Origin of the sequence: Mangrovibacillus cuniculi (genome assembly GCF_015482585.1) — a bacterium.
In the GTDB taxonomy this organism is placed as follows: Bacteria; Bacillota; Bacilli; order Bacillales; family R1DC41; genus Mangrovibacillus; species Mangrovibacillus cuniculi.
Genome location: NZ_CP049742.1, coordinates 1603874 through 1628514 on the forward strand (window position 1 = coordinate 1603874; position 24641 = coordinate 1628514).

Below are 24641 nucleotides of genomic sequence, written 5' to 3' on the forward strand. Positions count from 1 at the left end.
ACTATTATAGCATTCAACTTGCTTACATTCAAAGTAATCTTGTTAGCTGGTTTACTAATAATGACGTTATAACAGTTAAGAACATATGCAAAAAGAGAGTGCACTGGGATTTCCGCTCCAGGGGGGACGCTTTCCACGGGGTGGGTTGCTGAGCCTCCTCGTCGCGATAGTTCGCGCTCTGAACTGCCCCCCTGAAATTGGACACAGATTATTTAAGCAGCTTGCTCATAATTTCTTCTATAGGCAACTGGGCTTTTTCTATTTAGTTTCGATTTAATTCTTAAGTTATTGTAGTAAAAAATGTAATTTTCTAATTCATGTATGAAGTGCTCTACACTCTCAAATTGTTCTAACTGTATAAATTCTGATTTAAATATCCCAAAGAAGTTCTCTATAACTGCGTTATCGTAACAGTTTCCTTTTCTAGACATACTTTGGGTGATATTGTGATCTTTCAATAATCGACGATATTGGGGCATTCGATAATGCCACCCCTGATCTGAGTGAATTAATAAATCATCACTTGTTTTTTTACGAGTAAGGGCTTGGAGCATCATATCTTCTACTAGATCGTATGTCGGTCTTGTTTGAAGGGTATAGGAAATAATCTCACCATTAAATAAATCTAATATAGGTGAGAAATATAGTTTCTGTCCAAATAGTTTAAATTCCGTAATATCTGTCACCCATTTTTGATTGGGCTTTGAGGCATGGAAATTACGATTTAATATGTTTTCAGAAGCTTTTCCGAACCCACTGATGTACGATTGATATTTTTTCATTCTTACTATACAGCGTAACCCCAAATCACCCATGATACGATAGACTTTCTTTTTGTTTATACAGTGACCCTTTTCTTGGAGAATGTCTGTAATTCGTCTATATCCTAATCGACCTTTATGTTTTTTATAGATGAATTTAATGCGTCGTTTCCATTTTCGATCAGGATCTTTTCTTTGCCAACACTTCACAATGAAATAGTAAGTGCTTCTTGAAATTCTAGCTACTTTAACTAGGTCTTTAACGGGGAATTCATGCCTTAGTTCATATATTACCTTGGCTTTCATTTCTTTGGTGATTTTTCCTGAACTAAGGCTTTCAACTTTTTTAAATAAGCATTTTCCATTCTCAGATAATCCAGTTCTTTTTGAAGTTCTTCTATTGATGGATTTGATTGTTTATCTTGTTTGGTATTTTTTGATTTGGTCATGTCTACTAGCCTCACTTCTTCTTGAAAGGCTTGGGATCCTTGACTTTCCCACTTCCTAATCCATTTACGCACCATAGAAGGATCAGGAATTTGAAAAATAGCAGCTGCTTTCCTAATAGAATAGTCCAAGCCTTTAACGGATTTAATTACTTTTAGTTTAAAGGCTGAAGAATAGTTTGTATAGGGAAAGGAAAACGCAGTATCTCCATGATAGTGAACTAATGCCACCCAATGTCGAAGGACCGAAGGATCAATTCCTAGTTCTTTGGATAACGAGCGATAACTTACATTTTCAGTTTGATATCGATAAACAGCAAGTAACTTTTGTTCTTTAGAAAATTGGGACAAAAAAACACACCTCCAACTGTGGAATGTGTGTCCAACAATTGGGGTGCAGTTCACTCCTGTGGGGTCTCAGTAACCCACCTTTCCCGTAGGAGTCGCCCCCTTCCGCTCCAATCCCTCACTTTTATTGTGAAATTACCTACTAATTTATATCTATTTAATATAAGACCAAGAGAAAAAGTACATCCATTTGATAGGATGCACCTTGTGAAAATTAAGTCAATCTTTAGAAAAACGAACCTATGAAGTCTATCGTGGATTTTGTTGCTGCTTCTACCCAGTTCGCTAATGTTTGGCCCATGGAGGAGAATGCGTTGAATGCTTCCATTTCTGCTAGTTGTTCTTTCTTTTCTGTTATGTCGTATGAGCCCACTTGGTTGCCCATGAAAGTTGCGCTTACCTCGTCTTCTTCGACTTCCCATTTTACTGGCTCGTGTAAAGTAGTAGAGGAGTACCCTTGCATTTCACGCATTCCATCATTTGCTTTTTGCATACCAAGAACGACACCAAAAAAGAATATAAGCACAATTGGTAGTAACTTTAGCATCCATTTACCCAATCTAGACCCCTACTTTCCTATTGTTCACTAGCATCTTCTTCTACAGTTGAAGTAACTCCTTCTGCTTGCCAGTAGTACTCACTTAATACATCTGCAAAAACTGCAGCTGTAGCATTCAGCTCTTCAAATGTATTGTCCACTCCGCCAAATTCGATTAAAAATGACTTTTCAGATAAGTCCTGATTATATATTCCATTGTTACCTGGTTCAGCTTGTAATTTAACTCCTCTACTAATACCAGGAATTTTTTTCTCTAACATTTGATGTAACTCGTTAGCTAACTCTGCATTTTTTTCATAGTTTTTATTTTTACCGCCTATGACAAAGAATAGTTTGGCATACTTTTTATCTCCAACAGTTAGAGTTGTGACATTCTTTCTAGCTGCGTCACGGTGAATATCTATTAAATATTGAATATCCTTCCTATTTTGCATTGCAGCGGTAACTACTTCTCTTGACTCAATATAGGACTTTCCGTAACTACCATGCGGTAACCTTCCTGTTATATCTGTTTTTTCAATGATGGAGCCTATCCCACTATTTTGGAGTTGTTTTTGTAATTCATCTCCAATCAAGGTAACGTTAATCTTAGAATGCATTGCTAAGTCAGGATTTGTCACACCTTTTAAATAAGGCAAGAAGGATTCTCTATTATGAGAAAAATAAATATAAAATGGCTTCCTGTCTCCAGTTGTCAAATTATTCGTAGGCTTCTCCACTGGGTCTTCAGTAGGCTCTTCTGACGGAATTGGATCTCCTACTAACTCCGGCTCCTCGCCTTTAAAGAAATCTGCAGGAGGGTTAGACTCTATCGGTAAATTGGTGTAATCTGTTCCTTCTCCAGCAACTAAAATGACAGAGTCAAAGATAGAGAAACCTGGTAGTTCCCTTCCTAGAAAACTACGAGGATCTTCTAGTCTTACATTGGAAACTAATTTCATAAATTGATTTCCTGTAAAGAATTGCTCTTCTTGTGGTGCAGCACTCGCTAACGCTTTATTTTCCATTGCTAATAGCTGAAATAATGCACTAGGTTCAACTAATTGAATACTTTTCTTCAATTGATTTTGACTAAAAGGAACATTATTTTGTAGGGAAGATAACACTCCCACAAGCGAAAACAGCGAAATAAAAAATAACAACATCATAATAATGGACTTCATCATCTGCTGTATAGGAAACGTAACACTTATCGGAGTAGGATATTTATTTCTCATAACGGTCATCCCTTTCTCATTCACTCTAGTACAAGTTATGCACTTGCTAGAGTTACTAGAACTAGAATTTCCGTTATGAGAGAAAATGACTTATCTTGTTTGAAATCCTGCTTGATCTTGTCCAATCGCTTCATGTAATGCTGCGTTTAAACCTGACGCAATTAAATTTGCCATATCTTCAATAAATACATCCACCTCTTTAGGTGTGACCATAAGATTATGACCTAAAGGAGCTAATACTTCTTGTATAAACTTTCTCTTCTCTTGATCTTCTAGAGTTCCTACTAACCCTAGTACAGATTTACGGTGATGTTCTTCAGGTAAATCTTCTTCTGTCAGTTTTTTCTTCTCACCAAATGTCATACCTGCTGGCGTTAGCGATTTAGAAGGCTTGTCCCCTTCTTTCATCTCTCTTCCTACATGCTTTAAGATGTAGTCAACGGTGTCGCTAGTAATAGTAACTGCATCCACCACGGTAGGGACACCGATAGCAATTACTGGTATTCCTAATGTTTCTTTACTTAATTCTTTTCGTTTATTACCGACACCGGAGCCTGGGTGTATCCCAGAATCAGAAATTTGAATAGTTGAGTTAACTCTTTCAATAGATCTTGCTGCAAGTGCATCAATTGCGATAATAAAGTCTGGTTTTGATTTATCCACTACTCCTTTAATAATATCGCTAGTTTCAATGCCTGTAATTCCCATCACTCCTGGTACTAATGCACTTAACGGTCGATACCCTTCTGATACCGACTCTGGTTGTAGTTCAAACAAGTGACGAGTGACGATTAGATTTTCACACACAGAAGGACCTAAAGCATCTGGTGTGACATTCCAATTCCCTAACCCAACAACTAAGCCGCTTGCATTTGGACCAATCCCAGCTTCTTTGAGGAAATGACTAAATTCTCTTGCAAACACTTTCTCTACTTTTTGTTGCAACTCACTGTCTTGTTGCCTAATTCCCTGAACTTCCATAGACAAATATTTACCTGGCTTTTTTCCGATGGAAGAAGAACCAGCTTCATCTACTTCTACTAAAGTAATGGTTAGGTCATCATTTACTCTTTCTTTAATAATGACTCCTTCCAGATTTGAGATATTTTTTTCTGCATGTACCGTAGCGTTTGCTGTATCTAAAGCTAAAGCATGAGCTTCCATTGCTAAATCCGTTCTTACCGAGAATGATGATAAATCTAGTGAATGTCCCATATTTCATTTCCTCCTTTATCGTACTACCTAAACTTCTTATTCCTTATCCTTGACGAAAAAAAAGACAATCATTCATACGCGTTAATTTACTCTATCACTATTGCAATATCCTCTACTGTTTGATAGAATATCACTTGTTCTTTGTATAAGGAAAAGTGATGGTCGAGTTATATATCATCTCGATGTACGTTGTAGGAGGTGAACGGTATGCCAAATATTAAATCAGCAATTAAGCGTGTGAAAACGACTGCAAAAGCTAACGCACACAATGCGACTCTTAAGTCTGCAATGCGTACAGCTGTAAAGAAAGCAGAAGCTGCAATCACTAGCAATGACACTAATGCAAATGGTTTCATTCAAGACGCAGCAAAACATCTTGATAAAGCAGCTCAAAAAGGTCTTATCCATAAAAACGCTGCTAACCGCACAAAATCTCGTCTAATGAAAAAAGTTAACGCTTAATTTTGATGACGAATAGAAGAAGAGCCTCCATTATGGAGGCTCTTTTTTCGTACGATCTCTTTATGAAGAGGTACCAAACTTTACAATAAGTAGTTCTAAGATCATATCTTTGGGCTTTGTCGAGCGCTTCATATCTAAATCTGCTTCTGCCAGTAAAGTCATAATCATTTGAAGTCTCTCTGCTGGAAAATCTTTCACTTTCCCGGCTGCTAATTTTACCCTAAAGGGATGAACACCAATTTGTTTGGCAATTTGGGGCTGTCCATATCCTTGTTGTAATAACGCTTTTACTTGATACATCAGTCGAAATTGACCAGCAAGTAATGCTAATAATTTTAATGGTTCTTCATTCATTTTCCTCAAATCATGATAAATTCGTAGCGCTTTTGATACTTCTCCATTTACCGTACATTCTACTAACTCAAACACATTTTGTTCTAGTGATCTTGGCGTTAAGTCTTCTACCATGTCATACGTAATGCGTTGTTGATCTTGCGCATACAACATTAGTTTTGCCAATTCATTTACAACAGTTTGAAGTTGAAAGTTTGATCGATATAATAAAAGTTCTATCGCTTGCGGCTGAATAGAAAATGCCGCTTCTGCACAAGATTGGTTTACCCAATTAGTCAATTCATCTGCGTTTAGCAAAGAAGCCTCATACACAACTCCTTGCTTTTTTAACAGTTTTGTGACTTTTTTTCTTTCATCTAACTTCTCATATTGAGCAAGGAATACAACAGAAGCATACGGAGATGGAGATTGAATATACTGAAGTAGAGTATCTAAATCATGCTCCACTTTTGACTTTGATTTTTCCGACGTTAAGAAATGAGGTCTTTCAATAAAAATCACTTTACGTTCACCAAAGAAAGGCAACGTTTCTGCATCACTTAAAGCAACTTCTATTGGTGTTTCTTCCATATCATAGATGGACACATTGAAGTCACGAGACTCTTCTTCCACAAAATGAATCATCATTCGATTTTTCGTTTCACCTATTAGATAAGATTCTTTTCCATATATTAAATAAATTGGTGCTGGTGCTTCTTTTTGAAGCGATTTCCAAAATGCAATCATTACACTTGCTCCTTTAGCCGAATCATTTACTAGCTTTACTGTAAAGAAGCAGAAAGAAAACTTCAAGTAAAATCAAATATGTATGGAGGGAGAAAGTGTCCTAATTCTTCTCTTTCTCCCCCAATCTATAGTAAACGTCTCAAGTGCAGGCCTAGGATTCTGCCCTTAAAACGGTGGCCCCGATCTATAGTCATAGTGTGTGACAAAAGGATTTTTCTATAGGTGTTAACTCTTGTCATTAAAGGAATTGTTATTATTGGTATAGATTTTCATTTGACAATCAGCTATACTGAAATGGAAATAGGAGGGGTATATGTGAACGAATTTGAAAAGAATGTCCAGTCAAAGCGTAACGATGCTGTCGACTCTGGAGTAGGATTTGTTGTATCTTTTGGCTTCTTCGCAACAATCTTTATTATTGCAACGGTGGTTAAGTTCATCGGGTCATAAGGTATACGGGAGAATGATTTGGCGGGATGAGTTAAATGTTAGCGCATACTTTTCCCGCCCTTAAGAAATGTATAAGGTAAAAAACTTATTGCACACTATCTATAGTGTGTTTTTTCTATGGAAATAATAAACTTTATTCTGTGATAGTCTCATGATATGGGTAAAAGGTCCAAAAGGTTCCAGGTTCCAAAAAGTTATACCGATATGTTACAGCACCATGAAGATCCGTTCGATAAATCCTTACTCGTGAACTCGCCAATGCATGTAGGACCTCTTTATGAGGGTGACCGTAGCGATTGTTCCTTCCAGCCGATATCACAGCTACCTTAGGTGATACTTGCTTTAGAAAAGTCGTTTTAGTAGAAGTATTACTTCCATGATGACTAACTTTTAACACATCCGTTTCTAAATAAGGGTAATTAACAAGTAAATCTTTTTCCGCCGCTTCCTCTATATCACCTGTAAATAACCAACGCAACCCACCAATCTTCCCATACAACACAATAGATCCATTATTGCTACTTTGATACATTACATCACTTGGGTGAAGCACCTTTAGTTTAGTTCTTTTTGAAACGAGTAATTCATCCCCTTGCTTGACGGTATGAATCGGAATTCCCCTCAAATTCGCCTCGGCAAGTAACTCTTGCATGAGTTCATCCTCTAATGAAGGATAAGCTATAACAATTTTCTTAACCTTTATAAATTGTATGAGTTTTAACGCTCCTTGCATATGGTCCGCATCACTGTGTGTTAAAACGAGCTGATCAATATGCTGTGCCCCTATACCTCTTAAATATGGTAATAAAATATCGTATCCAGTACTATATTCAGAATCTTTTTTCTTCCATTCCTCCTCATTAAACATTAACACCCCTCCCGTATCTATGACGGTAGCTCCTAAAGAAAAAGGCTCTCTTATAACAAAAGCATCCCCTTGACCTACATCTAACATGGTTACATACCCGTTTAAAGGATAGAAGTTAAACGTTAAAAATACCAACCAACAAATAAACAGGAAAGTAATTTTCTTTTTATTTTGCCAGAAATAGAATAACAAAAGTGTAAGAATAGAAAATAGAAGCCAATGCATGAAATTAAATTTCCCAATATGAAGAAAGCTATAAGGGAGACTGCTTAAATGTCCCAATATATTTTCACATACCGTAAGAAAAAACGAAGTGATTGAATCAAGATAAAAAAACCATGTAGGTTGTACAAATAAGAGGATAAATAGAACAAAGCTCAGAGGAAGCAAAATCAATGTGAAGTAAGGTACAAATAGCAAGTTTGCCATCCATCCTATCGTAGAAAAAGTATAAAAATGTAGAGGTAAAACAAAAAGAGAAGCTAAACTAGAGATTGTAGTGACAATGATGTTTAACGCCCAAATAGAAGAAACACCCTTCATTAGACTCAAAGAAAGTAATAAAGCCGCAGTAATAATAAAGGAAAGCTGAAAACCGACATGCAAGAGGGAGTGTGGAGAGTAGATAAGGTACGTGATAAATACTATGGAGAAAACATATAAAGAAGGCAATTTTAATCGTGAGAGTATACAAATTATCAGAATCATCCCCATTAACCCTGCTCTAATTACTGGCGGATTAGCACCAGTTATATAAATGTAAAGGGGATAAAAAAAATCAAACATATATATATAATTTCTCGTAACATACCTACACGAAAACTAATAAACGTTAAGGCAGCAATAATTATTCCCACATGTAAGCCAGAGATAGCTAACAAGTGAATGATTCCAGTTTGCTGAAAGATATTTATTTCTTGTTCAGAAAATAACGATCTATCCCCTAACACAAGTGATAAGACGTACTTCGTCCATTCTGAGCCATCCATCTTATTGTTAACAAAGAATAGTAATGGAGATCTTGCAAAAGTATTACCGACCATATCACATTTTATGATGCGGTCAATATCTAGAACAAAGGAAGTATTATTTGTAGTAAGAAAACGCGGAAAATCGAAGACAAATGGATTTGACACAGTTGGAGGTAAGGAGAAAACTCCTGTTACGGTACATTTTCCTCCATGTAACAACATGTTACTTAGTTTTAGTTTCTCCAGTTCTGAGATGGATTTATATTTGATAAATATATTCTCTTTATTTCTCCTGACTCTTACTTCTCCCATCCCTGTTAACGTATCCCCATTCCACTTGGATTTTTCAGAAATCAAGATCTCCCCTTCCCAAGGTCCGGCAGAAAGCAGAGAGTCAGCTTGATGAAAGATGGAGAGCAGAAAAAAAACTAAAGCACTCTGAAGTATGAGAAAAATAATGAATTGGAAAGGGAGTTTGCGAAAATGAAGAAGTGTTAGTAGAAAGAATAACATAATCCAAAGAAGGTTTTCTTGCAGCCAAAAAAGCACAGTGGTTATTATACTGAATACATAAGCAGGAAGTAACACCATTCTCCCTGCTTTCATTTGTAAATTGATATTTTCAACAGATAGTCGCTTATTCATTATTCTTCCCATCGAGGAGGTGTAAATGGTACTTTTCTCACTTCGACGTCTGCTTGTCGAAACAGTTCAATTGCATAAGGATGATTTTTGTAATCCTTCGCGTAATGAACTGTTTTAATCCCTGCTTGTATAATTGATTTGCAACATGCTAAGCACGGAAAATGCGTTACATAAATATCAGCATCATTTGTTGATACACCAAATTTGGAACATTGAAGGATAGCGTTCATTTCTGCATGGATCGTCCGAACACAATGATGATCAATAACATAACACCCCTCATCTATACAGTGTGTTCCCCCTGCAATCGACCCGTTATATCCACCAGCAATCATTCTTTTATCTCGAACGATAGTGGCTCCTACCGATAATCGCTCACAAGTACTTCTCATAGCTAACAAGTGACTTTGCGCCATAAAATATTGATCCCATTCCATTCTTTGCATCTAATTCCCTCCCTCTTGTTTATAGTCTATAGAAGGCTTGTCTTACCGTCAACACACTAAAGATCAATAAATTCTTTTAATTGTTCAAACGTTTTTTCTCCTATCCCACTCACATTTTTTATCTCTTCTATTGTAGTAAAATGACCATTTTCTTCTCTGTAAAGGATAATTGCTTCGGCTTTTTTCGGACCGATAGTAGGCAATTTCACTAATTCATCTTTTGTACCAAGGTTTATAGAAACTCTTTTATTTTCCGTTTCCTCTTGTTCTACAGACTCCTCCATAAATTCTTCTACGGACGGAACATAAATCATTTCACCGTCGTTAACTTTTTGAGCGAGATTTATAGCTCTTTCAGCAGCTTCGGTATCAAATCCTCCAGCTAACTCAATAATGTCTTTTACCCTCATATTCTCTTTTACTTTATAGACACCTGGGTTCTTTACATATCCTTTAACATCAACAAACTTCTCTTCTTCCACCCCATCCACTTCAGGCGCCACTTTTATGTTTTCTTCTAGCATTAAGTCAGATGAATCCGAATCAGACAATAAATCTTGCATAGTAGGAGATGGTGGTTGTTGCAGATATATAAATACAATGAAAACTAATAGAACAAATACAGCAATAAGCCATTTGCGATTAACTAAAAAGTCCATTTATACACTCCTTTTATATTTACTAATAATCCCATTACGTCTTTCCCCTTTTACTTCTTCGAATAATGAAACAATATTGTGCATAAAGTGTTATGAACATCGTCTTTTAAGGAGGGGTGTACGTTGAAAATCGGGGTTATCGGAACAGGTAATATGGGGACCATTCTTATTGAAGCATTTATTGAGAGTGGCGCTGCTTCCCCTTCAGATCTATTCATTACCAATAGAACGATTCAGAAAGCACTCAATATAAAAAAAGGAAATCCGGAGGTAACAGTATTCCGTCATGCCTCGGAGGTTCTAGAATTTTGCGATTGTATTTTTTTAGCATTAAAACCACATGATATTTTTCCGTTTATTCAAGAACATAAAGAACAATTTCACGAAAATCATTTAGTCGTTTCTATCACAAGTCCTGTAAGTACAGATCAACTAGGTTATTTTATTCCTTCGCAATGCGCTAGACTAATCCCAAGTATCACGAACAGAGCTTTGTCAGGAGTATCTTTACTTTCATTTGACGATAGATGTACAGATTTATTAAAGGATTGGTTGAGTTACGTAGCAAGTCAATTTTCAAGACCGATGGAGATTGAGGAGTCTATTACAAGAGTTTCATCCGATATTGTGAGTTGTGGACCTGCATTCTTTACGTACATTACACGAAGATTTATTCAATCTGCAACAGAAGAAACAGGTATTACACACGAGGAAGCAGAACAGTTAGCGAGTGACATGTTAATTGGACTAGGAGAATTACTTAAAAAAGAAATTTACACATTACCAACACTTCAAGAAAAAGTTTGTGTAAAAGGTGGAGTAACCGGGGAAGGCATAAGAGTAATGGATGAGGAGTTAGGAAAAGTATTTAATCACGTGTTCTTAGCAACGCAAGCTCGGTTTGTGGAAGACAAAGAAGTAATTGATAAGCAAATCGCAAAATTTTTACCTTAATACTTATTCTATACATTTTAAAAAATCCCTGCTTTTTTCACAAAAAAAAACGCTGCAAAACCTGCAGCGTTTTTTACTTTTTAACAGTATAGAACACTCTCTCACCAGGGTGATCATCTGCTTGAAAGTCTCCTACTTTGTTCACCAAAGAGAAACCAATCTCCTGTAATACCTCTTCCATCCACTCTTCTTCATAAGCTCTCTGCTCATGCGTTTCAGAAAAACGTTCATAGAGACCAGATTGTTCCTCTAACAGGAAAAAGTCTAAATCATGATAGATTCCATTCTCTTTTCCGCTCGGTACGGAAGTCCAAATATAAGAAATGTCATCACCAGCAAAAGAAAACGATTGGTTTTCAAACACTTCTTTTACTTTGAACGTAGTATGCATATCAAACAGTAGCAAACCACCAGGTGTAAGAATGTCATATACTCGTTGAAGTGTCTGTATTACTTCCTCTTTTTCTGTCACATAGTTTAGGGAATCTAGAAAAATCGTCACTACATCGAATGGCCCAATATCAGACAACTCTCTCATGTCTTGCTGGTAAAGAGAAAGTGATACAGATTGTTCTTGAGCTTTCTCTGAAGCTATAAATAACATATCATCAGATAGGTCCACCGCAGTTACATCGTACCCTTTTTTTGCTAATTCAATAGCTATTGTTCCCGTCCCACAACCAATATCAGCAACTGTCTTTGCGTTTTCATTGTAGATATTTACTTGATTTATTGTGTGAGTTAACCAATGGTCATATGGTACATCTTCCATTAATTCATCATAGACAAGAGCAAAGCGTTGGTAACTCATTCAGGCGTTATCCACTCTCTAATGTCGACATTAGGAGCGTCTCCCCATAATCTTTCTAAATTGTAGTATGAACGATCTTCACGATGGAAAATATGACAAACAACATCTCCAAGATCGATTAAGATCCAACGAGCTTCATCAAAGCCTTCCATACGCTTAATTGTATAACCTAACTTATCTGCTTCATCTTTGATCTCTCTCGCAATAGCTTGTACTTGTTTGTCAGAGTTCCCGTGAGCGATAAAGAAGTAATCCGCAATAAGCGAGATACCTTTCATATCTAGCGCTAACAGTTCTTCTGCCCTTTTATCATCCGCTGCTTTTACTACTGTTTTTAATAAATTTTCTACTTTTTGAGTCATACTTACTCTCCTTTAGTAACAATCCAGTTATATAAATTTAATGTATCTGGATAAATTGGTACTTCTTTTTTTAGTAAGAAGTTGATTGTGTTCTTGACACTTTGCTTTAGTGCTGCATCTAAGCTAACTTCTGCAAGCTTACGGACTTCCTCTACACCAGGAAAATCTCTACCTGGCTCTATATAGTCCGCTACGTATATTATTTTTTCCAGTTCCGTCATTTCTTTTCTTCCAGATGTATGGTACCTAATAGCAGACAATATCTCTTCATCTACTATCCCAATTTCCTGTTGAACTAGAAGGGCACCTACTGGAGCATGCCATAGTTCTGAATGAAATGATAACAATAACGGATCTAGTGATTTTTGAACAATAATGTTACGCATTTCATCCAAGTCGCGGAACTTAGCATAATCGTGAAAGATAGCAGCTAGCTCTGCCTTCTTTTGATCTACTGCATATTTACTAGCTAGCGTAATGGCAGTTTCCATTACACCAATCGTGTGAATATACCTTTTTTCTGTCAAATGAGGCTTTACGAAAGCCAATGCTTCTTCACGATTCATACAATTTCCGCTCCCTTATATACTTTTCAACTTGTGTAGGAACACGATAACGAATAGACTTTCCGGAAGCAATTCTCTCCCTTATATCAGTAGAGGAAATAGAAACTGGTTGAAAAGGTACAACTGTAACGGGATAGGATGTCTCCAATTGATAGCCTTCTCTGTTAACTGCAACAAAGTGAACTAGCTCCAACATAACATCAATCTCTTTCCAGGTTGGTAACGTTTCTACTGAATCCGCACCGATAATGAAGTAAAAATCATTAACGGGAAACTCTTCTTTTAGCTCTCTCAGCGTATCAACTGTATAAGAAGCCCCACCCCTATTCATTTCTCTTTCATCTACTTTAAACGCAGGGTGGTCTTTTGTGGCTTCTGATAGCATCTTTACTCGATCTTCATTGGAAACACCTAATGATTTTCTCTTATGAGGAGGAGAAGCATTTGGAATAAACCATATTTCATCTAACTCCAAGAACTCCAAAACTGTCTCTGCTACAAGTAAATGACCAATATGGGGTGGATCATAGGTTCCTCCGTAAAGTCCAATTCGTTTCATATTTATTGTTCCTTAAGGTAATACGATTTCTTTGTTTTCTTTTGATTCTTTGTAAAGGACCACAGTCAAGCCAATTAATTGAACCAATTCTGCACGAGCGCCTTTCGCTAACGCTTCAGCTACTTCTTTTTTATCTTCTTCACAGTTTTGAAGGATACTAACTTTAATCAGTTCTCTCACTTCAAGTGCTTCTTGAATTTGTTTAGTCATATTCTCATTTACTCCACCTTTTCCAACTTGGAAAATTGGCGTTAAATGATGAGCTTTTGCTCGTAAAAATCTTTTTTGTTTACCTGTTAACATAAAATCCTCCTCCTTTTTAGTGGTTGTTCACTAAAAAGTACATTCTAATCTAAGTTGAGAGCACCTAGCACAGTGTCTCTCATTCTCGAAATATTTGGTTTGTGACTTGTCCACTTTTCAAAGGCTAATGCTCCTTGAAAGACAAACATGTTAAGTCCGTTCTGTATCATCGCACCTTGCTCTTCCGCAATTTTTAAGAAAGCTGTTTTTGAAGGGTTATAAATAATATCAGAGACAATAGCATCTTGTTGTATACGGAAAGCGCGTAATGGTGTTTCTTCTTTTTTCAGTCCTACACTGGATGTTTGAATGACAATATCATATTGTAACGTACATTGATCCTTTAAGGAATAGGAATTTTCTGTAGGAAGAGAAAATTCCTCACATAATTTTTGTGCATTTTTTAGAGAGCGATTCATAATATCTAAATGATTCTTTTGTACTCCTGATTGAAGTAAGGAATAGATAATACCTCTTGCTGCACCACCTGCTCCAATAATTAGCACCTTGGATTGCGGTAATTCTAATGAGGAAAAGTCATGAAGTAACCCTCTTACATACCCTTCCCCGTCTGTATTATACCCTATCCATTTTCCTTGTTCTTTTACAACGGTATTTACAGCTCCTATTACTCTAGCTGATGAATCAACGTCATCTAAGTAAGGAATAATTTTTTCTTTAAAAGGTAACGTAACGTTAAAACCAGTTATGTCTGAATCTAACAATTTTGTAACTTTCTCTGTAAAATCATTCGGGTGTATTTCTATTCTTGTATAGTTCCCTTGAATACCTAATGCATCAAGTTCAACTTGATGCATTAGTGGGGATAATGAATGGTGAATGGGATACCCAATAACAGCTAGTTTCATGTCTTCACCTCATGATTAAATTAATGCTGGGCGAATAGATACATTAACTCCCTTAGGAGCCCAAGCTTGCACCTTAGCTCCTGGTTCTGGAACTGTTATCCAGCCAAGACCCGAGAAGACGATATCTGTTTTGCCTTCTGGTAAAGAGAACGTGTGCTTTACTAGTTCTGGCAATTCTTTTGCATCTTCTTCAAATGGAGGAGATAACAACTCTCCCTTGTGCTCTTTATAAAGATTGTCCGCTTTTTCTAACTTTGTTCGATGGATAGTTAAATCGTTTGCTACATGAACTACGAACGATCTACGTCCACCAGAGACATAATCCATACGTGCAAGGCCACCGATATATAACGTTTGCTCTTCGTTTAGTTGGAATACTTTTGGTTTAATTTCTTTTTTCGGCGTCATTAGCTTTAATGTTTTCTTACCGACGTAATGAGCCATTTGATGATGATTTATAATTCCTGGTGTGTCTGTTAACGTTGTTCCGTCGTCTAATGGAATATGAATCATATCAAGTGTTGTTCCAGGGAAATGGGATGTTGTAATAACATTCTTCTCTCCTGATACTTCTTGGATAATACGATTTATAAAAGTAGATTTACCAACGTTCGTACATCCAATTACGTATACATCTTTACCATTACGGTATTTTTCGATAACTTCTAGTAATTCACGGATACGTAATCCTTTTTCCGCACTAACTAGTTGGACATCGATCGGCTTTAGCCCTAACTCTTTTGCTTCGTGTTTCATCCAATGAACTAGTTTGGAAGCTTTTACGGATTTAGGTAATAAATCAACTTTGTTCCCAACTAATAATACAGGGTTCTTCCCTACAAATCGGTGAATACCTGGTAACCAACTACCGTTAAAGTCAAAGATATCTACAACTTTTACAATAAGACTTTCTGTTGTTCCTAAGCTATTTAGTATTTTTAAAAAGTCATCATCTGTAAGACTTGCATCTTGGACTTCATTATAGTGTTTCAAGCGGAAACAACGTTGGCAAATAATTTGTTCTTTTTCTAAAGAAGATGCTGGAGCATACCCTAGCTTCGTTGGGTCTTCTGTTTGAATTTCTACTCCACATCCTACACATCTAATTACTTCTTCCATGTTTGTCCTCCTACTGGATATGCCCTTTTCTTCTTAGTTGGGCTAATATTACTCGCTCCATACGGCGATTAAATTTTGTCACAAAACCATCTGTTGAGGCAACTGGTACAACTAAGATGGTGTAAAGTCCTGCTCTATTACCACCTAATACATCTGTCATTAATTGATCCCCAATCATAACAATTTCTTCTTTTGGTTTATCTAATGCTTTTACCGCTCGACGAAATGAAATGTTAAGTGGCTTTCTTGCTTGATGTATGAAAGGTATTCCTAGCGGATCAGAGAAGTCTTTCACTCTCTTTTCTGCATTGTTGGAAACAATCGTAATACTGATTCCAGCTCGTTGCATATCTTCAAACCATTGAATTAGCATCGGAGTTGCAAGTGGACGATCCCATTCTACTAACGTGTTATCCAGGTCAGTGATGATTGCTGTTTTCCCCTTACTTTTTAATGATTCAGGGGTAATTTCAAATATACTTTTCACGAATTCATTCGGTAGAAATTGTTTTAACACACTGGACACCTCTTTTATTATAGCTGCTTGTACTATCATAACGAATGTACGAAGAGAACTCAAAATATCATTTTTTTCTAAATAGAACAAAAATAATTCGACAAAATTCCCCTTTTCTCTACAGGTGTGGATAAACTTACTAACATTATCCCAGTTGATATTGCTAGTTTTTCCTATTTTATCCTCACATTACCCACAACTTATCCACCTCTGTCTGTGGACAACTGGAACACTTGTTCTACTGGGAGGGGTTTGGTAAAGTATTCTTACAGGGAAATCATTCCTTGTAGAAAATTTCTGGAGGTGTTCGTCTTGTCTAAATTATCTAACGAATTATTGCTTGAATCTTATTATAAAGCTGTCGATTTAAGGCTTCATGAGGATTTCATTGCATTAATTCGCCAAGAAATTGAACGCCGTTCCTTACATCTCGTTGCAAAATCCTCTTAATTTTACCAACCGATCATTCCTTATTGTACATACAATAAGGAATTTTTTGTTACGTGAACTGTAACAACTCATCGTTGGCCACGTGATGTGGCTCGTACTTAGATGAGTCTCCGTTAAATAATGGAGCTGGTGGGGCGCCCTTATTCTCTTTTAACTCCGGAATTTCATGGCCTTCATGAGTTTTAGACGCTCTTATTCTCTCCTAGCACTCGAACTTCTCAGCCTTCGTGAGTTTAAGACGCCTTTATATCCTATTTACACCCACTCAGCAATAGATTCCCCCATTTTAATGGAAGTACCTTGCTGCTTAGTCAGTTTCACTTTGTCTCGTTCAAAGAAAAGAACTACTGTAGATCCAAAAGAGAACATTGCTACTTCTTCGCCCTTTTTCCAGTCCTTTTCTTCCGTTAATAGATCGATTGTGTTAACGAATAGTGCTCCTACTTTGACCATAGTCATTCTACCATAACTCGTTTCAAGTTCTGTCAGTCTTCGGTAATTTTTTGAAAGTGGTGCATCTCCATATAAAAGACCCCATTGATTGACAGGATAAGATACTCCACCTAGTGCAGCATGAGTGAGAACCTTTCCATCAAATGGAGTGTGAATTCTATGGTAATCTGTTGGGCTTAAGTACAATACTAGGTATGTTCCATTTTTGTAGCGATTAGATCTCTCCGTGGAACCAAGTAACTCGACGATAGAGTAATCTTGACCTTTAACTGTAAAGGTTTGATCGCTAGAGACTTTCCCAGAAGATTCTATAAATGCATCAACAGGACTAATAATTGTCTTTTCTCCCTCTTCAATTGGCCTACTACCTTCTTTTAACCTTCTAGTAAAAAGGTCGTGAATAGAGTGATACTGGTCAATAGGGTGTTCTGCTTCTTCTATATTAATGTTATATTTTTTTACAAAGCGTTCAATCCATTTCTTACTGCGCTGTGAACGTGTAAATTGAAACGCACGATTGGAGAAGAATGGATGTTGTAAAAAGCTAATAAACATTCTATAGCTTAATTTTTTCAAAAAAACTCACCGACCTTTAATAATTTTCTACCATAAATGTGTTCTTTTCACGTATAATAAAGTATTATTATACCTTAACCTTTTAGGAAAGAGAACAAGTACGAAGGAGAATGTACATGTTTATCTCAAATGTTTTAGATTTAACATTTCATAAGATTAAGTCCAATTTAGCAAATATTTTAACGTTAACAAATGTTGCACTAGGAAGTTGCTCCATTATTTTTAGTGTCAAAGGTGAACTACTTTTAGCACTTATTTTTATTTTTGTTGCTGCACTAGCCGATCGTTATGATGGAATGGTTGCCAGAAAGTTGAACATTGAATCTGAATTCGGAAGGCAATTAGATTCCTTATGTGATTTATTGTCTTTTGGAGTAGCACCCGCTATCCTGCTTTATCAATTGGTTATCGTAGAATTTAATGCGGCAGGAATTATTGTTATTGTGTTATATATTTCAGCTGGTGCCTATCGTTTAGCTCGTTTTAATGTTTCTGAACAAAATGGATTCTTCCAAGGACTACCTATTACAGCAGCTGGATGTTTATTAACAATTAGTTACTTCTTCTATGCGTTTGTTTCACCAGCATTTTATATGTTTCTTATCATTGTGCTTTCTATATGTATGGTGTCTACATTTAGTTTACGAAAAGTATAAAATGAACCAAGTGGCCTAAGTCACTTGGTTTTTTTGTGTTTAATGATAGCAGTAGTAACCAAATCCTCCGAAAAGGAATAAGAGTACTAGTAAGACGATGATTAAAGCAAAATAACCTCCAAATCCCACTCCACATCCCGGTGTTCCATAATACACTGGGTAGCACCCATATCCTGGATAGACAGTTTGCATATAGATCCCTCCTCTATGATTAACGTATGTAGGGACATGCCTATTGGAATAGGTATATACCCACTTGTACAGCACATTGGAAAAGAAATCGTTTTGGGTACAGGCAATTGTCACCATTTTTCACATATGTTGAAGTATAGGCACACGTCTTACGGAGGTGACTGCATGATGTCTAGTTTATTAGCTACGTTAACGTACTTTGTAAAAGAATTGATGTTTCTTGTTTCCTATGTTAAGAACAATGCTTTCCCGCAACCTCTTTCTGCTGCAGATGAACGTAAGTATATGAAGCTGATGAAAGAGGGAGATGAGCATGCAAGAAATTTGCTAATAGAGCATAATTTGCGTCTTGTTGCTCATATTGTAAAGAAGTTCGAAAACACAGGAGAAGAACCAGAGGATTTAATTTCGATTGGGACGATTGGGCTTATTAAGGCAATTGAGAGCTTTTCTGAGGGTAAAGGCACGAAGTTAGCTACGTATGCTGCTAGGTGTATTGAAAATGAGATACTAATGCACCTGCGTGCGTTAAAGAAGACAAAAAAAGATATCTCGCTCCATGATCCAATTGGTCAAGACAAAGAAGGCAATGAGATTTCGTTGATTGATGTGCTGAAGTCTGAATCAGAAGATGTAATCGATACAATTCAGTTAAGTATGGAGTTAGAGAAGGTAAAGAAGTATATTGATGTGTTAGATGATAGAGAAAAAGAAGTGATTGTAGGTAGGTTTGGGTTAGGCTTGTTAAAGGAAAAGACGCAAAGAGAGATTGCCAAGGAGTTAAATATTTCTCGTTCGTATGTGTCTCGGATTGAAAAGCGTGCTTTGATGAAGATGTTCCACGAGTTTTATCGTGCGGAGAAAGAGCGTAAAGCGCAGATTGAGAGTGAGCGGAAGAATTGAAGAAAAGTGCCGACCGTTTTTGAATGTGGTCGGCACTTTTCACATTATACAGAATGAAATTTTTAAAAGGAAATTGAACAACCCTAACCTCATTTTTTTGAATCATTACCATTTTCAACTGACAACTTAACGGGTCCTTTGTCAATTAAATCCCCTTTGTACACATTAAAACAACACGCCATCCATCTGGATCTTCAATCGTAATTCCAGATTCATTCCAGTAAGGATTTTCTGGTTCGACTACTTTGTACCCCATTGATGTTAAATGACGCTCTAGGCGGATAACCTCTTCTTTGATAGGAATATAGAAAACAAGTAAATTATCTTTTGTTGGAGCAGGGCAAGGAGTTCCATCCTTATGTTGTGTAAATTCTAAATGATAGGATGCGTCCGGCATACCAAACATAATTCCATCATAGCCTTCATGATTTTGAAATTGTCCTATTTGTTTCAGCCCTAATCCTTCTCCGTAAAATTGAATGATTTCTTGTAGATTGTTTGTTGGTCTAGCAACACGAACTTGTACATAATTCATTTTATCTCCCCTTTCCACTATTTCATTTTACCAAATTTATACAGAATCACATCATTAAGAAGGAGGAACTCTGTTGCAACTTTTGGTTTAATTGGAAAGATAGGTATCTATTACAGAATTCTTTTGTTTCAGGCACTGTTAAAGTTTAATGCTGCTATCTTAGGGATTATCTAGTTTAGTGATACTTCAGACAATCTCCCTTGTACCTTTTCAATTTCACTGATAGAGAATCGGATAGAAAACTCCATTTGTATTTATCACCTTAAAGTAAATTTGATTGTATATGCCTCTTTTATACCAATCCTGACTTTCCTTAACAGTACACTTATATAACAATTGGTATTAAGACAGGTAGAAGAACTGTGTCTTCACAAAGCCACTAAAGGTTTAGTGAACTATATGTAAGGATTGAGTAAGACAAATTTTGAGGTGCACCTTAAAAGTTACCTAATAATTTTCTATATTAGGATACTTATCCTCATTGAACATTATTGTTAGACTTTTCTTTATCCCCATATAATAATAAGAAATTTCAAATGAACCATACGTAGGTAAGAAATCTATCAAAATACCATACTGTTCATGATTTTTACTATCCATAGGGAGGACTCTTAAACTATCAGGTGGTAAGTAGAAAATGTCAGGACTATTCAATATGCCAGAACCCACAACAGAATGCCCGTTATAGCTTACCCCTACTTTTAATCCTTCTACAGCTTCTTTGTTAAATTCAACACTTTCTACAACTAAATGAGACGGTCCTAAGTTACGAATCTCGAATACAATCTTTCCACTATCAAAAGTTGTACCTATATGTTCAAGTGGTTGAAAGAGTACAAAAAACCAATAAATGCTATAGCTAATCAAAACAATACAAGATAGTAACATAAATCATAATACTTTACATTTGGTTCTCATTACACTACTCCCTTTAGGTACTGTGACTTTATAAAATTCTAAAAATTTCTATTTCTACCGATCAATTATATAACTAAATTCAGTAAGACAATTCACCTGACCTTCTGTCTTGAACTTAGCCCTAGACGATGGATTATTCCTGTTAAATCAAAATAGTTTCTCAATCTGTTTGACAAAATCTTCTTTCCCTTTAGTGTACTCTTCTCTATTATTCGGAAATTTAACTGCTAGTTCTTCCTTTAATTTATTATATTCCAAAGCTACATTTACATTTTCCCTTAAATAGTCACGAAAATGTATCATCCTATTCCATTCATTACTGTCGTGTTGAACAACATGTAGATGATGTGTCCTAAAATCCTCTGTGCCTTTAATAAAAAATAAACGGTCTTTTGTACTTGCATTAGGTCTATATTTATAGTTTTTCTCTTCAAGTTTTGAAATGAAACTCTCTGTTTCAAAAATATTCTTAAGCCCAACTAATATATCTATTATAGGTTTAGCTGAAATACCTGGTATTGCTGTACTACCAACATGTTGAATATCCACAATATTATTTCCTAATATTTGAAGTATCATATTTTTATCTTTATGAAAGATTTCACTCCATTCTTCTTTATAATGTATGAGAGACACTGTACCTCTTTTTTGACCAATCATCTCATAATCCCCCTATTCTTTTTAAAATGAAAAGCAAATAACACCACTTAGTTAAGAAGAGAAAGTGACGTACATAAACCACTTTATTTACTTGCACTAAAACTAGAACGTCTCATCCAATTTTTGAAACTTTGAATTGGAAAGCAAATAAATATCCCCTATTACATCGATTTTGTCTCCCTTTGTACGTAAAGCACAATCTTTGTTCGATACATAGATATCGATTTCTTCGGATAACACAGATAGTTCGCTTTGCACTAGCTCCATGTTGTTTTCAAGATCAAAATGAGAAAGGATAGAAAAAATATCAAGACCGATTCCTTCATACACTGTGTTCACTTCAACTTTATCTCCAATGTTTTTCGAGCATAACCACTTAGCTGACATATTGATTGCACCAGCGCTTGCTCCTAAAACAACGGCGTAGCTCTTTTTTATCAAATCCGACAATTCATATTCCTCCAAAAAGCTATGCAGTTTAAGAATGTCCCCTCCCAACAAGAAAATAACGGAAGCATTTTCAATGATTGCTTGGGCTTCTTCCTTCTGTACACGATAATTAATTAAATGATATTCCTCAAACATAATACCAGCATGGTCAAGCCATGAGCGTTCAGTAGCCCCATCGTTTTCATAAATAGAAGGATCTGCGCTAATCATAGCGAGTGATTTTCTTTCAGTTATATCCTCTTGTAACACTTTGGATAGATTATCTGGAAAATAATTATTAAACCAACCTAAATAATAATGAGTTTTCATAAGTCCCCCTATTAAAGTGCAAACAACATTTATTGCTTGCTTTACTTATTCTATTTTCTCTCGAAAATGGAATAATTGATTAACTTGATTCACACCTAAATAATAAAAAAAAGTGTAAATATGAAATAAAACGAACCCCCTGTCTAAAGGTTCATCTATGGACAGGGGTGTATTTTAAATTAGTCCAGAACTGACCAAAAAATAGCTAAATAAGACGAGAATATAAAACAGAAAAACACGAAAGACCACATAAGATTCACCTTGATATTATCCTTACGAAAAGCAGCAATAAGAAACACGATTAAATTAGGACATGAACCAGTAATCGCAACCGCTAACATAGCCTTAAATAATTCTATCTTCGGCGTATAATCCGGTGCCGACCCAAAACCCATAACTGCCCCAAAGAATATAAAAGGGTGATTAAACATTAGGATACCTTTTACTAAAAAGTATTTTTTGAATAGGCCACCCATTGAAAATTCAAAAGATAATGACCTTTTTCAAAACGGCTAACCTTTAATAAAATTTTATCTATTACTCCGAGTTAAAACAAACAATAATTTGAATTAATGGTATTATATTCTTTAAATAACTACTAAAATGGTAAATTACCCTGCTAGCAACAATGCAAAGCATTCATTTTTCTATAGGAGGATCATAATGGATATTGAAAGTGTATATGGCAATTTACCTACATTAGAAACCGCACGTCTTACATTACGTAAAATAACATTAGAGGATGTTGAAGAAATGCATTCCTATGCGTCTAATGAAGAAGTTTCCAAATACGTTACTTGGCAGACCCATAATACTCTCTATGACACTAAAGAATTTATTCAATATGTACTTTCACAATACGAAAATAAAAAAGTCGCTCCTTGGGGAATAGAGTATAAAGAAAATGGAAAATTCATCGGAACCATAGATTTTGTATCGTGGTCCCTAAAGCATCAAGTAGCAGAAATTGGATATGTGCTTTCACAAGAGTATTGGGGAAAAGGAATTGTTACAGAAGCTGCAAATGAATTAATTACATATGGATTCAACAATATGGAATTAGTTCGTATTCAAGCAAGATGTTTTGTAGAAAATGTTGGATCCGCGAGAGTCATGGAGAAAATAGGTATGTCTTATGAAGGGACCATCAGAAAAGGATGGAAGCTAGAGAGTGGAGAACATCAAGATATTAAACTGTACTCTATTCTAAAAGAAGAGCATTCATCACTTCATAATACAATAAAAGCAAGTAATCTTAATGGCCAATCTTAGTCTAATAAAACATATAAGGACCTAACTTTATTACTTCTTAGATAATGAATCCTGCATACTAAAACAGAAAGATAAAAGCTATGAACACTTTCTCCCATTGCTTTTATCTTTGTATTTGTTGTTACAACTGTAACTTTGCACTCTTTTTCATGTTCTTCCACTTTTATAAATAAAACGTTACAATCTCATGTTGCCTAATTTGTTTAAATAAAAGAGAACTTTCCCTTTCGACTTCAAGCATAAAGTACTTTTAATCCCCTCATCCATTAACCAAACAAGGATAGATGAGACGACAGCTAATAGGAAAAAGAAGTTACTTATCAAATAGTATATAGAAAAGTCTTTTGGAAACCCCAGAATGACTAAAGCTAAAATGATAAATAGAACACTACTTGATGTATGAAGAAAAAGCGATACTATCTTTTGCGTTATCCCTGAAAATCTCTTCGTTAAGCCATCTGATATGATAGAAGTTGGAATTCCATAAAGCAATACAATCGGTAATGAATATACCCCTATAAACAGACTTGCTCCAGTTCCATCCAAAAGGAACATAAGAAAAGTAGTAATAGCCACGGTTAGTATAGCGGCACTAATTTTTCTACCAATCATAAAAATACCCCCTTTTTATTTTTGTCCTATGCTTTCCATTATTTGATTTAAATGATAAATATCATGATCCAAGAAGATTTTGATATACCGCTCTAAAGTGTATGGTCCTGGTTCATTCTCAATAATAAAGGTTATAGACCTATCGAGGTTCTCGAATTCATTTACTAATAGATTCCGAGTGCTGACAAACTCATTAATAATCTCATCTACATCTACAAATCGCTCAATATATTTCATAGCTTCGTGGTTATGTTGACCATGGTCTGGAAAAGCAGGAAGGGTTGCTCCATTCTTCATCAGTGGTATCATTTTTTCTAAGGTAAAGATGTCCCAGTATAAAATATGGCCGATAATTTGGATGGGCGACCATTTGTCCTTGGCGATGGGTGTTGTTAAATTTGAATTGCTAAATTTTTTAAATACAGAAAATTTTTCCGCATTATCTTGATATTTGTGAAGTAAATTCAT

General features: G+C 35.9%; 30 protein-coding genes and 1 pseudogene. 7 read left to right on the top strand and 24 right to left on the bottom strand.

Annotation, left to right across the window (positions count from 1 at the left end; translation table 11 throughout):
• Positions 1 to 212: 212 nt before the first annotated feature.
• The 4 genes from G8O30_RS08205 to gpr form a co-directional block, all read right to left on the bottom strand.
• A protein-coding gene (locus tag G8O30_RS08205) for an IS3 family transposase (RefSeq protein WP_239671609.1) occupies positions 213 to 1558 on the bottom strand; the annotation gives its coding sequence in 2 pieces (ribosomal slippage) (positions 213 to 1096 and positions 1096 to 1558; 1347 coding nt in all).
• Between the two features lie 223 nt (positions 1559 to 1781).
• Entirely contained in the window at positions 1782 to 2114 is a 333-nt protein-coding gene (locus G8O30_RS08210; RefSeq protein WP_239671610.1) for a DUF3679 domain-containing protein, read from the bottom strand.
• A gap of 17 nt (positions 2115 to 2131) precedes the next feature.
• Positions 2132 to 3331, bottom strand: a complete 1200-nt coding sequence (spoIIP, locus tag G8O30_RS08215; protein WP_239671611.1) for a stage II sporulation protein P — start codon at positions 3329 to 3331, stop codon at positions 2132 to 2134.
• Between the two features lie 90 nt (positions 3332 to 3421).
• On the bottom strand, positions 3422 to 4546 hold the full coding sequence (gene gpr, locus G8O30_RS08220) for a GPR endopeptidase (RefSeq protein WP_239671612.1): 1125 nt from the start codon (positions 4544 to 4546) through the stop codon (positions 3422 to 3424).
• Between the two features lie 207 nt (positions 4547 to 4753).
• Between gpr and rpsT the strand changes: the two genes are divergently transcribed.
• Complete coding sequence (rpsT, locus tag G8O30_RS08225) at positions 4754 to 5008, top strand: 30S ribosomal protein S20 (RefSeq protein WP_239671613.1); 255 nt, start codon at positions 4754 to 4756, stop codon at positions 5006 to 5008.
• 60 nt (positions 5009 to 5068) lie between these two features.
• Here rpsT and holA read toward each other — a convergent pair whose 3' ends face one another.
• A complete protein-coding gene (gene holA / locus G8O30_RS08230) occupies positions 5069 to 6088 on the bottom strand; it encodes a DNA polymerase III subunit delta (RefSeq protein ID WP_239671614.1) in 1020 nt (339 codons plus the stop codon).
• A gap of 315 nt (positions 6089 to 6403) precedes the next feature.
• Here holA and G8O30_RS08235 point away from each other — a divergent pair, with 315 nt between their 5' ends.
• On the top strand, positions 6404 to 6538 hold the full coding sequence (locus tag G8O30_RS08235) for a YqzM family protein (protein WP_239671615.1): 135 nt from the start codon (positions 6404 to 6406) through the stop codon (positions 6536 to 6538).
• Between the two features lie 133 nt (positions 6539 to 6671).
• On the opposite strand, the pseudogene G8O30_RS16260 reads toward G8O30_RS08235, so the two are convergent.
• From G8O30_RS16260 to G8O30_RS08255, 3 genes and pseudogenes are all read right to left on the bottom strand, one after another.
• A pseudogene (locus G8O30_RS16260) lies at positions 6672 to 9034 on the bottom strand (DNA internalization-related competence protein ComEC/Rec2).
• The gene (locus tag G8O30_RS08250; RefSeq protein ID WP_239671618.1) at positions 9022 to 9468 is read right to left on the bottom strand and encodes a ComE operon protein 2; all 447 of its coding nucleotides are present in this window, start codon (positions 9466 to 9468) and stop codon (positions 9022 to 9024) included. Before G8O30_RS08250 ends, G8O30_RS16260 begins: the two are co-directional and overlap by 13 nt.
• Before the next feature lie 56 nt (positions 9469 to 9524).
• Positions 9525 to 10127 (bottom strand): helix-hairpin-helix domain-containing protein, encoded by a 603-nt coding sequence (locus G8O30_RS08255; protein ID WP_239671619.1) that lies wholly within the window; start codon positions 10125 to 10127, stop codon positions 9525 to 9527.
• 123 nt (positions 10128 to 10250) lie between these two features.
• Between G8O30_RS08255 and comER the strand changes: the two genes are divergently transcribed.
• A complete protein-coding gene (gene comER, locus G8O30_RS08260) occupies positions 10251 to 11081 on the top strand; it encodes a late competence protein ComER (protein WP_239671620.1) in 831 nt (276 codons plus the stop codon).
• A 73-nt stretch (positions 11082 to 11154) separates the two neighbouring features.
• On the opposite strand, the gene G8O30_RS08265 is transcribed toward comER, so the two are convergent.
• From G8O30_RS08265 to G8O30_RS08300, 8 genes are read right to left on the bottom strand one after another with little or no spacing between them, the layout of a single operon-like run.
• Positions 11155 to 11892: a class I SAM-dependent DNA methyltransferase gene (locus G8O30_RS08265; RefSeq protein WP_239671621.1), complete on the bottom strand. Its 738-nt coding sequence runs from the start codon at positions 11890 to 11892 to the stop codon at positions 11155 to 11157.
• The gene (gene rsfS / locus G8O30_RS08270) at positions 11889 to 12254 is read right to left on the bottom strand and encodes a ribosome silencing factor (RefSeq protein ID WP_239671622.1); all 366 of its coding nucleotides are present in this window, start codon (positions 12252 to 12254) and stop codon (positions 11889 to 11891) included. Before rsfS ends, G8O30_RS08265 begins: the two co-directional genes overlap by 4 nt.
• 2 nt (positions 12255 to 12256) lie before the next feature.
• Positions 12257 to 12820, bottom strand: a complete 564-nt coding sequence (gene yqeK / locus G8O30_RS08275) for a bis(5'-nucleosyl)-tetraphosphatase (symmetrical) YqeK (RefSeq protein WP_239671623.1) — start codon at positions 12818 to 12820, stop codon at positions 12257 to 12259.
• The gene (locus tag G8O30_RS08280) at positions 12810 to 13379 is read right to left on the bottom strand and encodes a nicotinate-nucleotide adenylyltransferase (RefSeq protein WP_239671624.1); all 570 of its coding nucleotides are present in this window, start codon (positions 13377 to 13379) and stop codon (positions 12810 to 12812) included. The genes yqeK and G8O30_RS08280 overlap by 11 nt, the downstream gene beginning before the upstream one ends.
• A 12-nt stretch (positions 13380 to 13391) precedes the next feature.
• On the bottom strand, positions 13392 to 13682 hold the full coding sequence (gene yhbY, locus G8O30_RS08285; protein ID WP_239671625.1) for a ribosome assembly RNA-binding protein YhbY: 291 nt from the start codon (positions 13680 to 13682) through the stop codon (positions 13392 to 13394).
• A 44-nt stretch (positions 13683 to 13726) separates the two neighbouring features.
• Entirely contained in the window at positions 13727 to 14551 is an 825-nt protein-coding gene (gene aroE, locus G8O30_RS08290; protein ID WP_239671626.1) for a shikimate dehydrogenase, read from the bottom strand.
• A gap of 15 nt (positions 14552 to 14566) precedes the next feature.
• The gene (gene yqeH / locus G8O30_RS08295) at positions 14567 to 15670 is read right to left on the bottom strand and encodes a ribosome biogenesis GTPase YqeH (RefSeq protein WP_239671627.1); all 1104 of its coding nucleotides are present in this window, start codon (positions 15668 to 15670) and stop codon (positions 14567 to 14569) included.
• Between the two features lie 10 nt (positions 15671 to 15680).
• Positions 15681 to 16226 carry a YqeG family HAD IIIA-type phosphatase gene (locus G8O30_RS08300; protein ID WP_239674524.1) on the bottom strand — a complete coding sequence of 182 codons (546 nt, stop codon included), beginning with the start codon at positions 16224 to 16226 and terminating at the stop codon, positions 15681 to 15683.
• A 273-nt stretch (positions 16227 to 16499) separates the two neighbouring features.
• On the opposite strand from G8O30_RS08300, the gene sda reads away from it, so the two are divergent.
• The gene (sda, locus tag G8O30_RS08305) at positions 16500 to 16637 is read left to right on the top strand and encodes a sporulation histidine kinase inhibitor Sda (protein ID WP_239671628.1); all 138 of its coding nucleotides are present in this window, start codon (positions 16500 to 16502) and stop codon (positions 16635 to 16637) included.
• A gap of 255 nt (positions 16638 to 16892) precedes the next feature.
• Here the strand turns inward: sda and G8O30_RS08310 are convergent, their stop codons facing one another.
• Complete coding sequence (locus G8O30_RS08310; RefSeq protein ID WP_239671629.1) at positions 16893 to 17666, bottom strand: phosphatidylserine decarboxylase; 774 nt, start codon at positions 17664 to 17666, stop codon at positions 16893 to 16895.
• 116 nt (positions 17667 to 17782) lie between these two features.
• Here G8O30_RS08310 and pssA point away from each other — a divergent pair, with 116 nt between their 5' ends.
• Positions 17783 to 18322 carry a CDP-diacylglycerol--serine O-phosphatidyltransferase gene (gene pssA, locus G8O30_RS08315; protein ID WP_239671630.1) on the top strand — a complete coding sequence of 180 codons (540 nt, stop codon included), beginning with the start codon at positions 17783 to 17785 and terminating at the stop codon, positions 18320 to 18322.
• Between the two features lie 39 nt (positions 18323 to 18361).
• On the opposite strand, the gene G8O30_RS08320 is transcribed toward pssA, so the two are convergent.
• A complete protein-coding gene (locus tag G8O30_RS08320) occupies positions 18362 to 18514 on the bottom strand; it encodes a hypothetical protein (RefSeq protein WP_239671631.1) in 153 nt (50 codons plus the stop codon).
• A gap of 168 nt (positions 18515 to 18682) precedes the next feature.
• Here G8O30_RS08320 and sigK point away from each other — a divergent pair, with 168 nt between their 5' ends.
• Complete coding sequence (sigK, locus tag G8O30_RS08325; RefSeq protein WP_239674525.1) at positions 18683 to 19417, top strand: RNA polymerase sporulation sigma factor SigK; 735 nt, start codon at positions 18683 to 18685, stop codon at positions 19415 to 19417.
• Between the two features lie 145 nt (positions 19418 to 19562).
• Here sigK and G8O30_RS08330 read toward each other — a convergent pair whose 3' ends face one another.
• From G8O30_RS08330 to G8O30_RS08345, 4 genes are all read right to left on the bottom strand, one after another.
• Positions 19563 to 19952 carry a VOC family protein gene (locus G8O30_RS08330; protein ID WP_239671632.1) on the bottom strand — a complete coding sequence of 130 codons (390 nt, stop codon included), beginning with the start codon at positions 19950 to 19952 and terminating at the stop codon, positions 19563 to 19565.
• A gap of 447 nt (positions 19953 to 20399) precedes the next feature.
• Positions 20400 to 20840 (bottom strand): hypothetical protein, encoded by a 441-nt coding sequence (locus G8O30_RS08335; protein WP_239671633.1) that lies wholly within the window; start codon positions 20838 to 20840, stop codon positions 20400 to 20402.
• Between the two features lie 177 nt (positions 20841 to 21017).
• Positions 21018 to 21530 carry a GrpB family protein gene (locus G8O30_RS08340; RefSeq protein ID WP_239671634.1) on the bottom strand — a complete coding sequence of 171 codons (513 nt, stop codon included), beginning with the start codon at positions 21528 to 21530 and terminating at the stop codon, positions 21018 to 21020.
• A gap of 102 nt (positions 21531 to 21632) precedes the next feature.
• Positions 21633 to 22289 (bottom strand): Type 1 glutamine amidotransferase-like domain-containing protein, encoded by a 657-nt coding sequence (locus G8O30_RS08345; protein WP_239671635.1) that lies wholly within the window; start codon positions 22287 to 22289, stop codon positions 21633 to 21635.
• A gap of 663 nt (positions 22290 to 22952) precedes the next feature.
• Between G8O30_RS08345 and G8O30_RS08350 the strand changes: the two genes are divergently transcribed.
• The gene (locus G8O30_RS08350) at positions 22953 to 23561 is read left to right on the top strand and encodes a GNAT family N-acetyltransferase (protein ID WP_239671636.1); all 609 of its coding nucleotides are present in this window, start codon (positions 22953 to 22955) and stop codon (positions 23559 to 23561) included.
• Between the two features lie 177 nt (positions 23562 to 23738).
• Here the strand turns inward: G8O30_RS08350 and G8O30_RS08355 are convergent, their stop codons facing one another.
• Positions 23739 to 24173, bottom strand: a complete 435-nt coding sequence (locus tag G8O30_RS08355) for a hypothetical protein (protein ID WP_239671637.1) — start codon at positions 24171 to 24173, stop codon at positions 23739 to 23741.
• Positions 24174 to 24188: 15 nt separating this feature from the next.
• The gene (locus G8O30_RS08360) at positions 24189 to 24641 is read right to left on the bottom strand and encodes a DinB family protein (protein WP_239671638.1); all 453 of its coding nucleotides are present in this window, start codon (positions 24639 to 24641) and stop codon (positions 24189 to 24191) included.

Bases quoted from the DNA above. Each gene is read 5' to 3' on its own strand.
- spoIIP (WP_239671611.1), bottom strand. From the start codon at position 3,331: ATGAGAAATAAATATCCTACTCCGATAAGTGTTACGTTTCCTATACAG.
- gpr (WP_239671612.1), bottom strand. From the start codon at position 4,546: ATGGGACATTCACTAGATTTATCATCATTCTCGGTAAGAACGGATTTA.
- rpsT (WP_239671613.1), top strand. From the start codon at position 4,754: ATGCCAAATATTAAATCAGCAATTAAGCGTGTGAAAACGACTGCAAAA.
- holA (WP_239671614.1), bottom strand. From the start codon at position 6,088: ATGATTGCATTTTGGAAATCGCTTCAAAAAGAAGCACCAGCACCAATT.
- G8O30_RS08250 (WP_239671618.1), bottom strand. From the start codon at position 9,468: ATGCAAAGAATGGAATGGGATCAATATTTTATGGCGCAAAGTCACTTG.
- G8O30_RS08255 (WP_239671619.1), bottom strand. From the start codon at position 10,127: ATGGACTTTTTAGTTAATCGCAAATGGCTTATTGCTGTATTTGTTCTA.
- G8O30_RS08265 (WP_239671621.1), bottom strand. From the start codon at position 11,892: ATGAGTTACCAACGCTTTGCTCTTGTCTATGATGAATTAATGGAAGAT.
- rsfS (WP_239671622.1), bottom strand. From the start codon at position 12,254: ATGACTCAAAAAGTAGAAAATTTATTAAAAACAGTAGTAAAAGCAGCG.
- yqeK (WP_239671623.1), bottom strand. From the start codon at position 12,820: ATGAATCGTGAAGAAGCATTGGCTTTCGTAAAGCCTCATTTGACAGAA.
- G8O30_RS08280 (WP_239671624.1), bottom strand. From the start codon at position 13,379: ATGAAACGAATTGGACTTTACGGAGGAACCTATGATCCACCCCATATT.
- yhbY (WP_239671625.1), bottom strand. From the start codon at position 13,682: ATGTTAACAGGTAAACAAAAAAGATTTTTACGAGCAAAAGCTCATCAT.
- aroE (WP_239671626.1), bottom strand. From the start codon at position 14,551: ATGAAACTAGCTGTTATTGGGTATCCCATTCACCATTCATTATCCCCA.
- yqeH (WP_239671627.1), bottom strand. From the start codon at position 15,670: ATGGAAGAAGTAATTAGATGTGTAGGATGTGGAGTAGAAATTCAAACA.
- G8O30_RS08300 (WP_239674524.1), bottom strand. From the start codon at position 16,226: ATGATAGTACAAGCAGCTATAATAAAAGAGGTGTCCAGTGTGTTAAAA.
- pssA (WP_239671630.1), top strand. From the start codon at position 17,783: ATGTTTATCTCAAATGTTTTAGATTTAACATTTCATAAGATTAAGTCC.
- G8O30_RS08320 (WP_239671631.1), bottom strand. From the start codon at position 18,514: ATGCAAACTGTCTATCCAGGATATGGGTGCTACCCAGTGTATTATGGA.
- sigK (WP_239674525.1), top strand. From the start codon at position 18,683: ATGTCTAGTTTATTAGCTACGTTAACGTACTTTGTAAAAGAATTGATG.
- G8O30_RS08330 (WP_239671632.1), bottom strand. From the start codon at position 19,952: ATGAATTATGTACAAGTTCGTGTTGCTAGACCAACAAACAATCTACAA.
- G8O30_RS08335 (WP_239671633.1), bottom strand. From the start codon at position 20,840: ATGTTACTATCTTGTATTGTTTTGATTAGCTATAGCATTTATTGGTTT.
- G8O30_RS08340 (WP_239671634.1), bottom strand. From the start codon at position 21,530: ATGATTGGTCAAAAAAGAGGTACAGTGTCTCTCATACATTATAAAGAA.
- G8O30_RS08345 (WP_239671635.1), bottom strand. From the start codon at position 22,289: ATGAAAACTCATTATTATTTAGGTTGGTTTAATAATTATTTTCCAGAT.
- G8O30_RS08350 (WP_239671636.1), top strand. From the start codon at position 22,953: ATGGATATTGAAAGTGTATATGGCAATTTACCTACATTAGAAACCGCA.
- G8O30_RS08355 (WP_239671637.1), bottom strand. From the start codon at position 24,173: ATGATTGGTAGAAAAATTAGTGCCGCTATACTAACCGTGGCTATTACT.
- G8O30_RS08360 (WP_239671638.1), bottom strand. From the start codon at position 24,641: ATGAATTTACTTCACAAATATCAAGATAATGCGGAAAAATTTTCTGTA.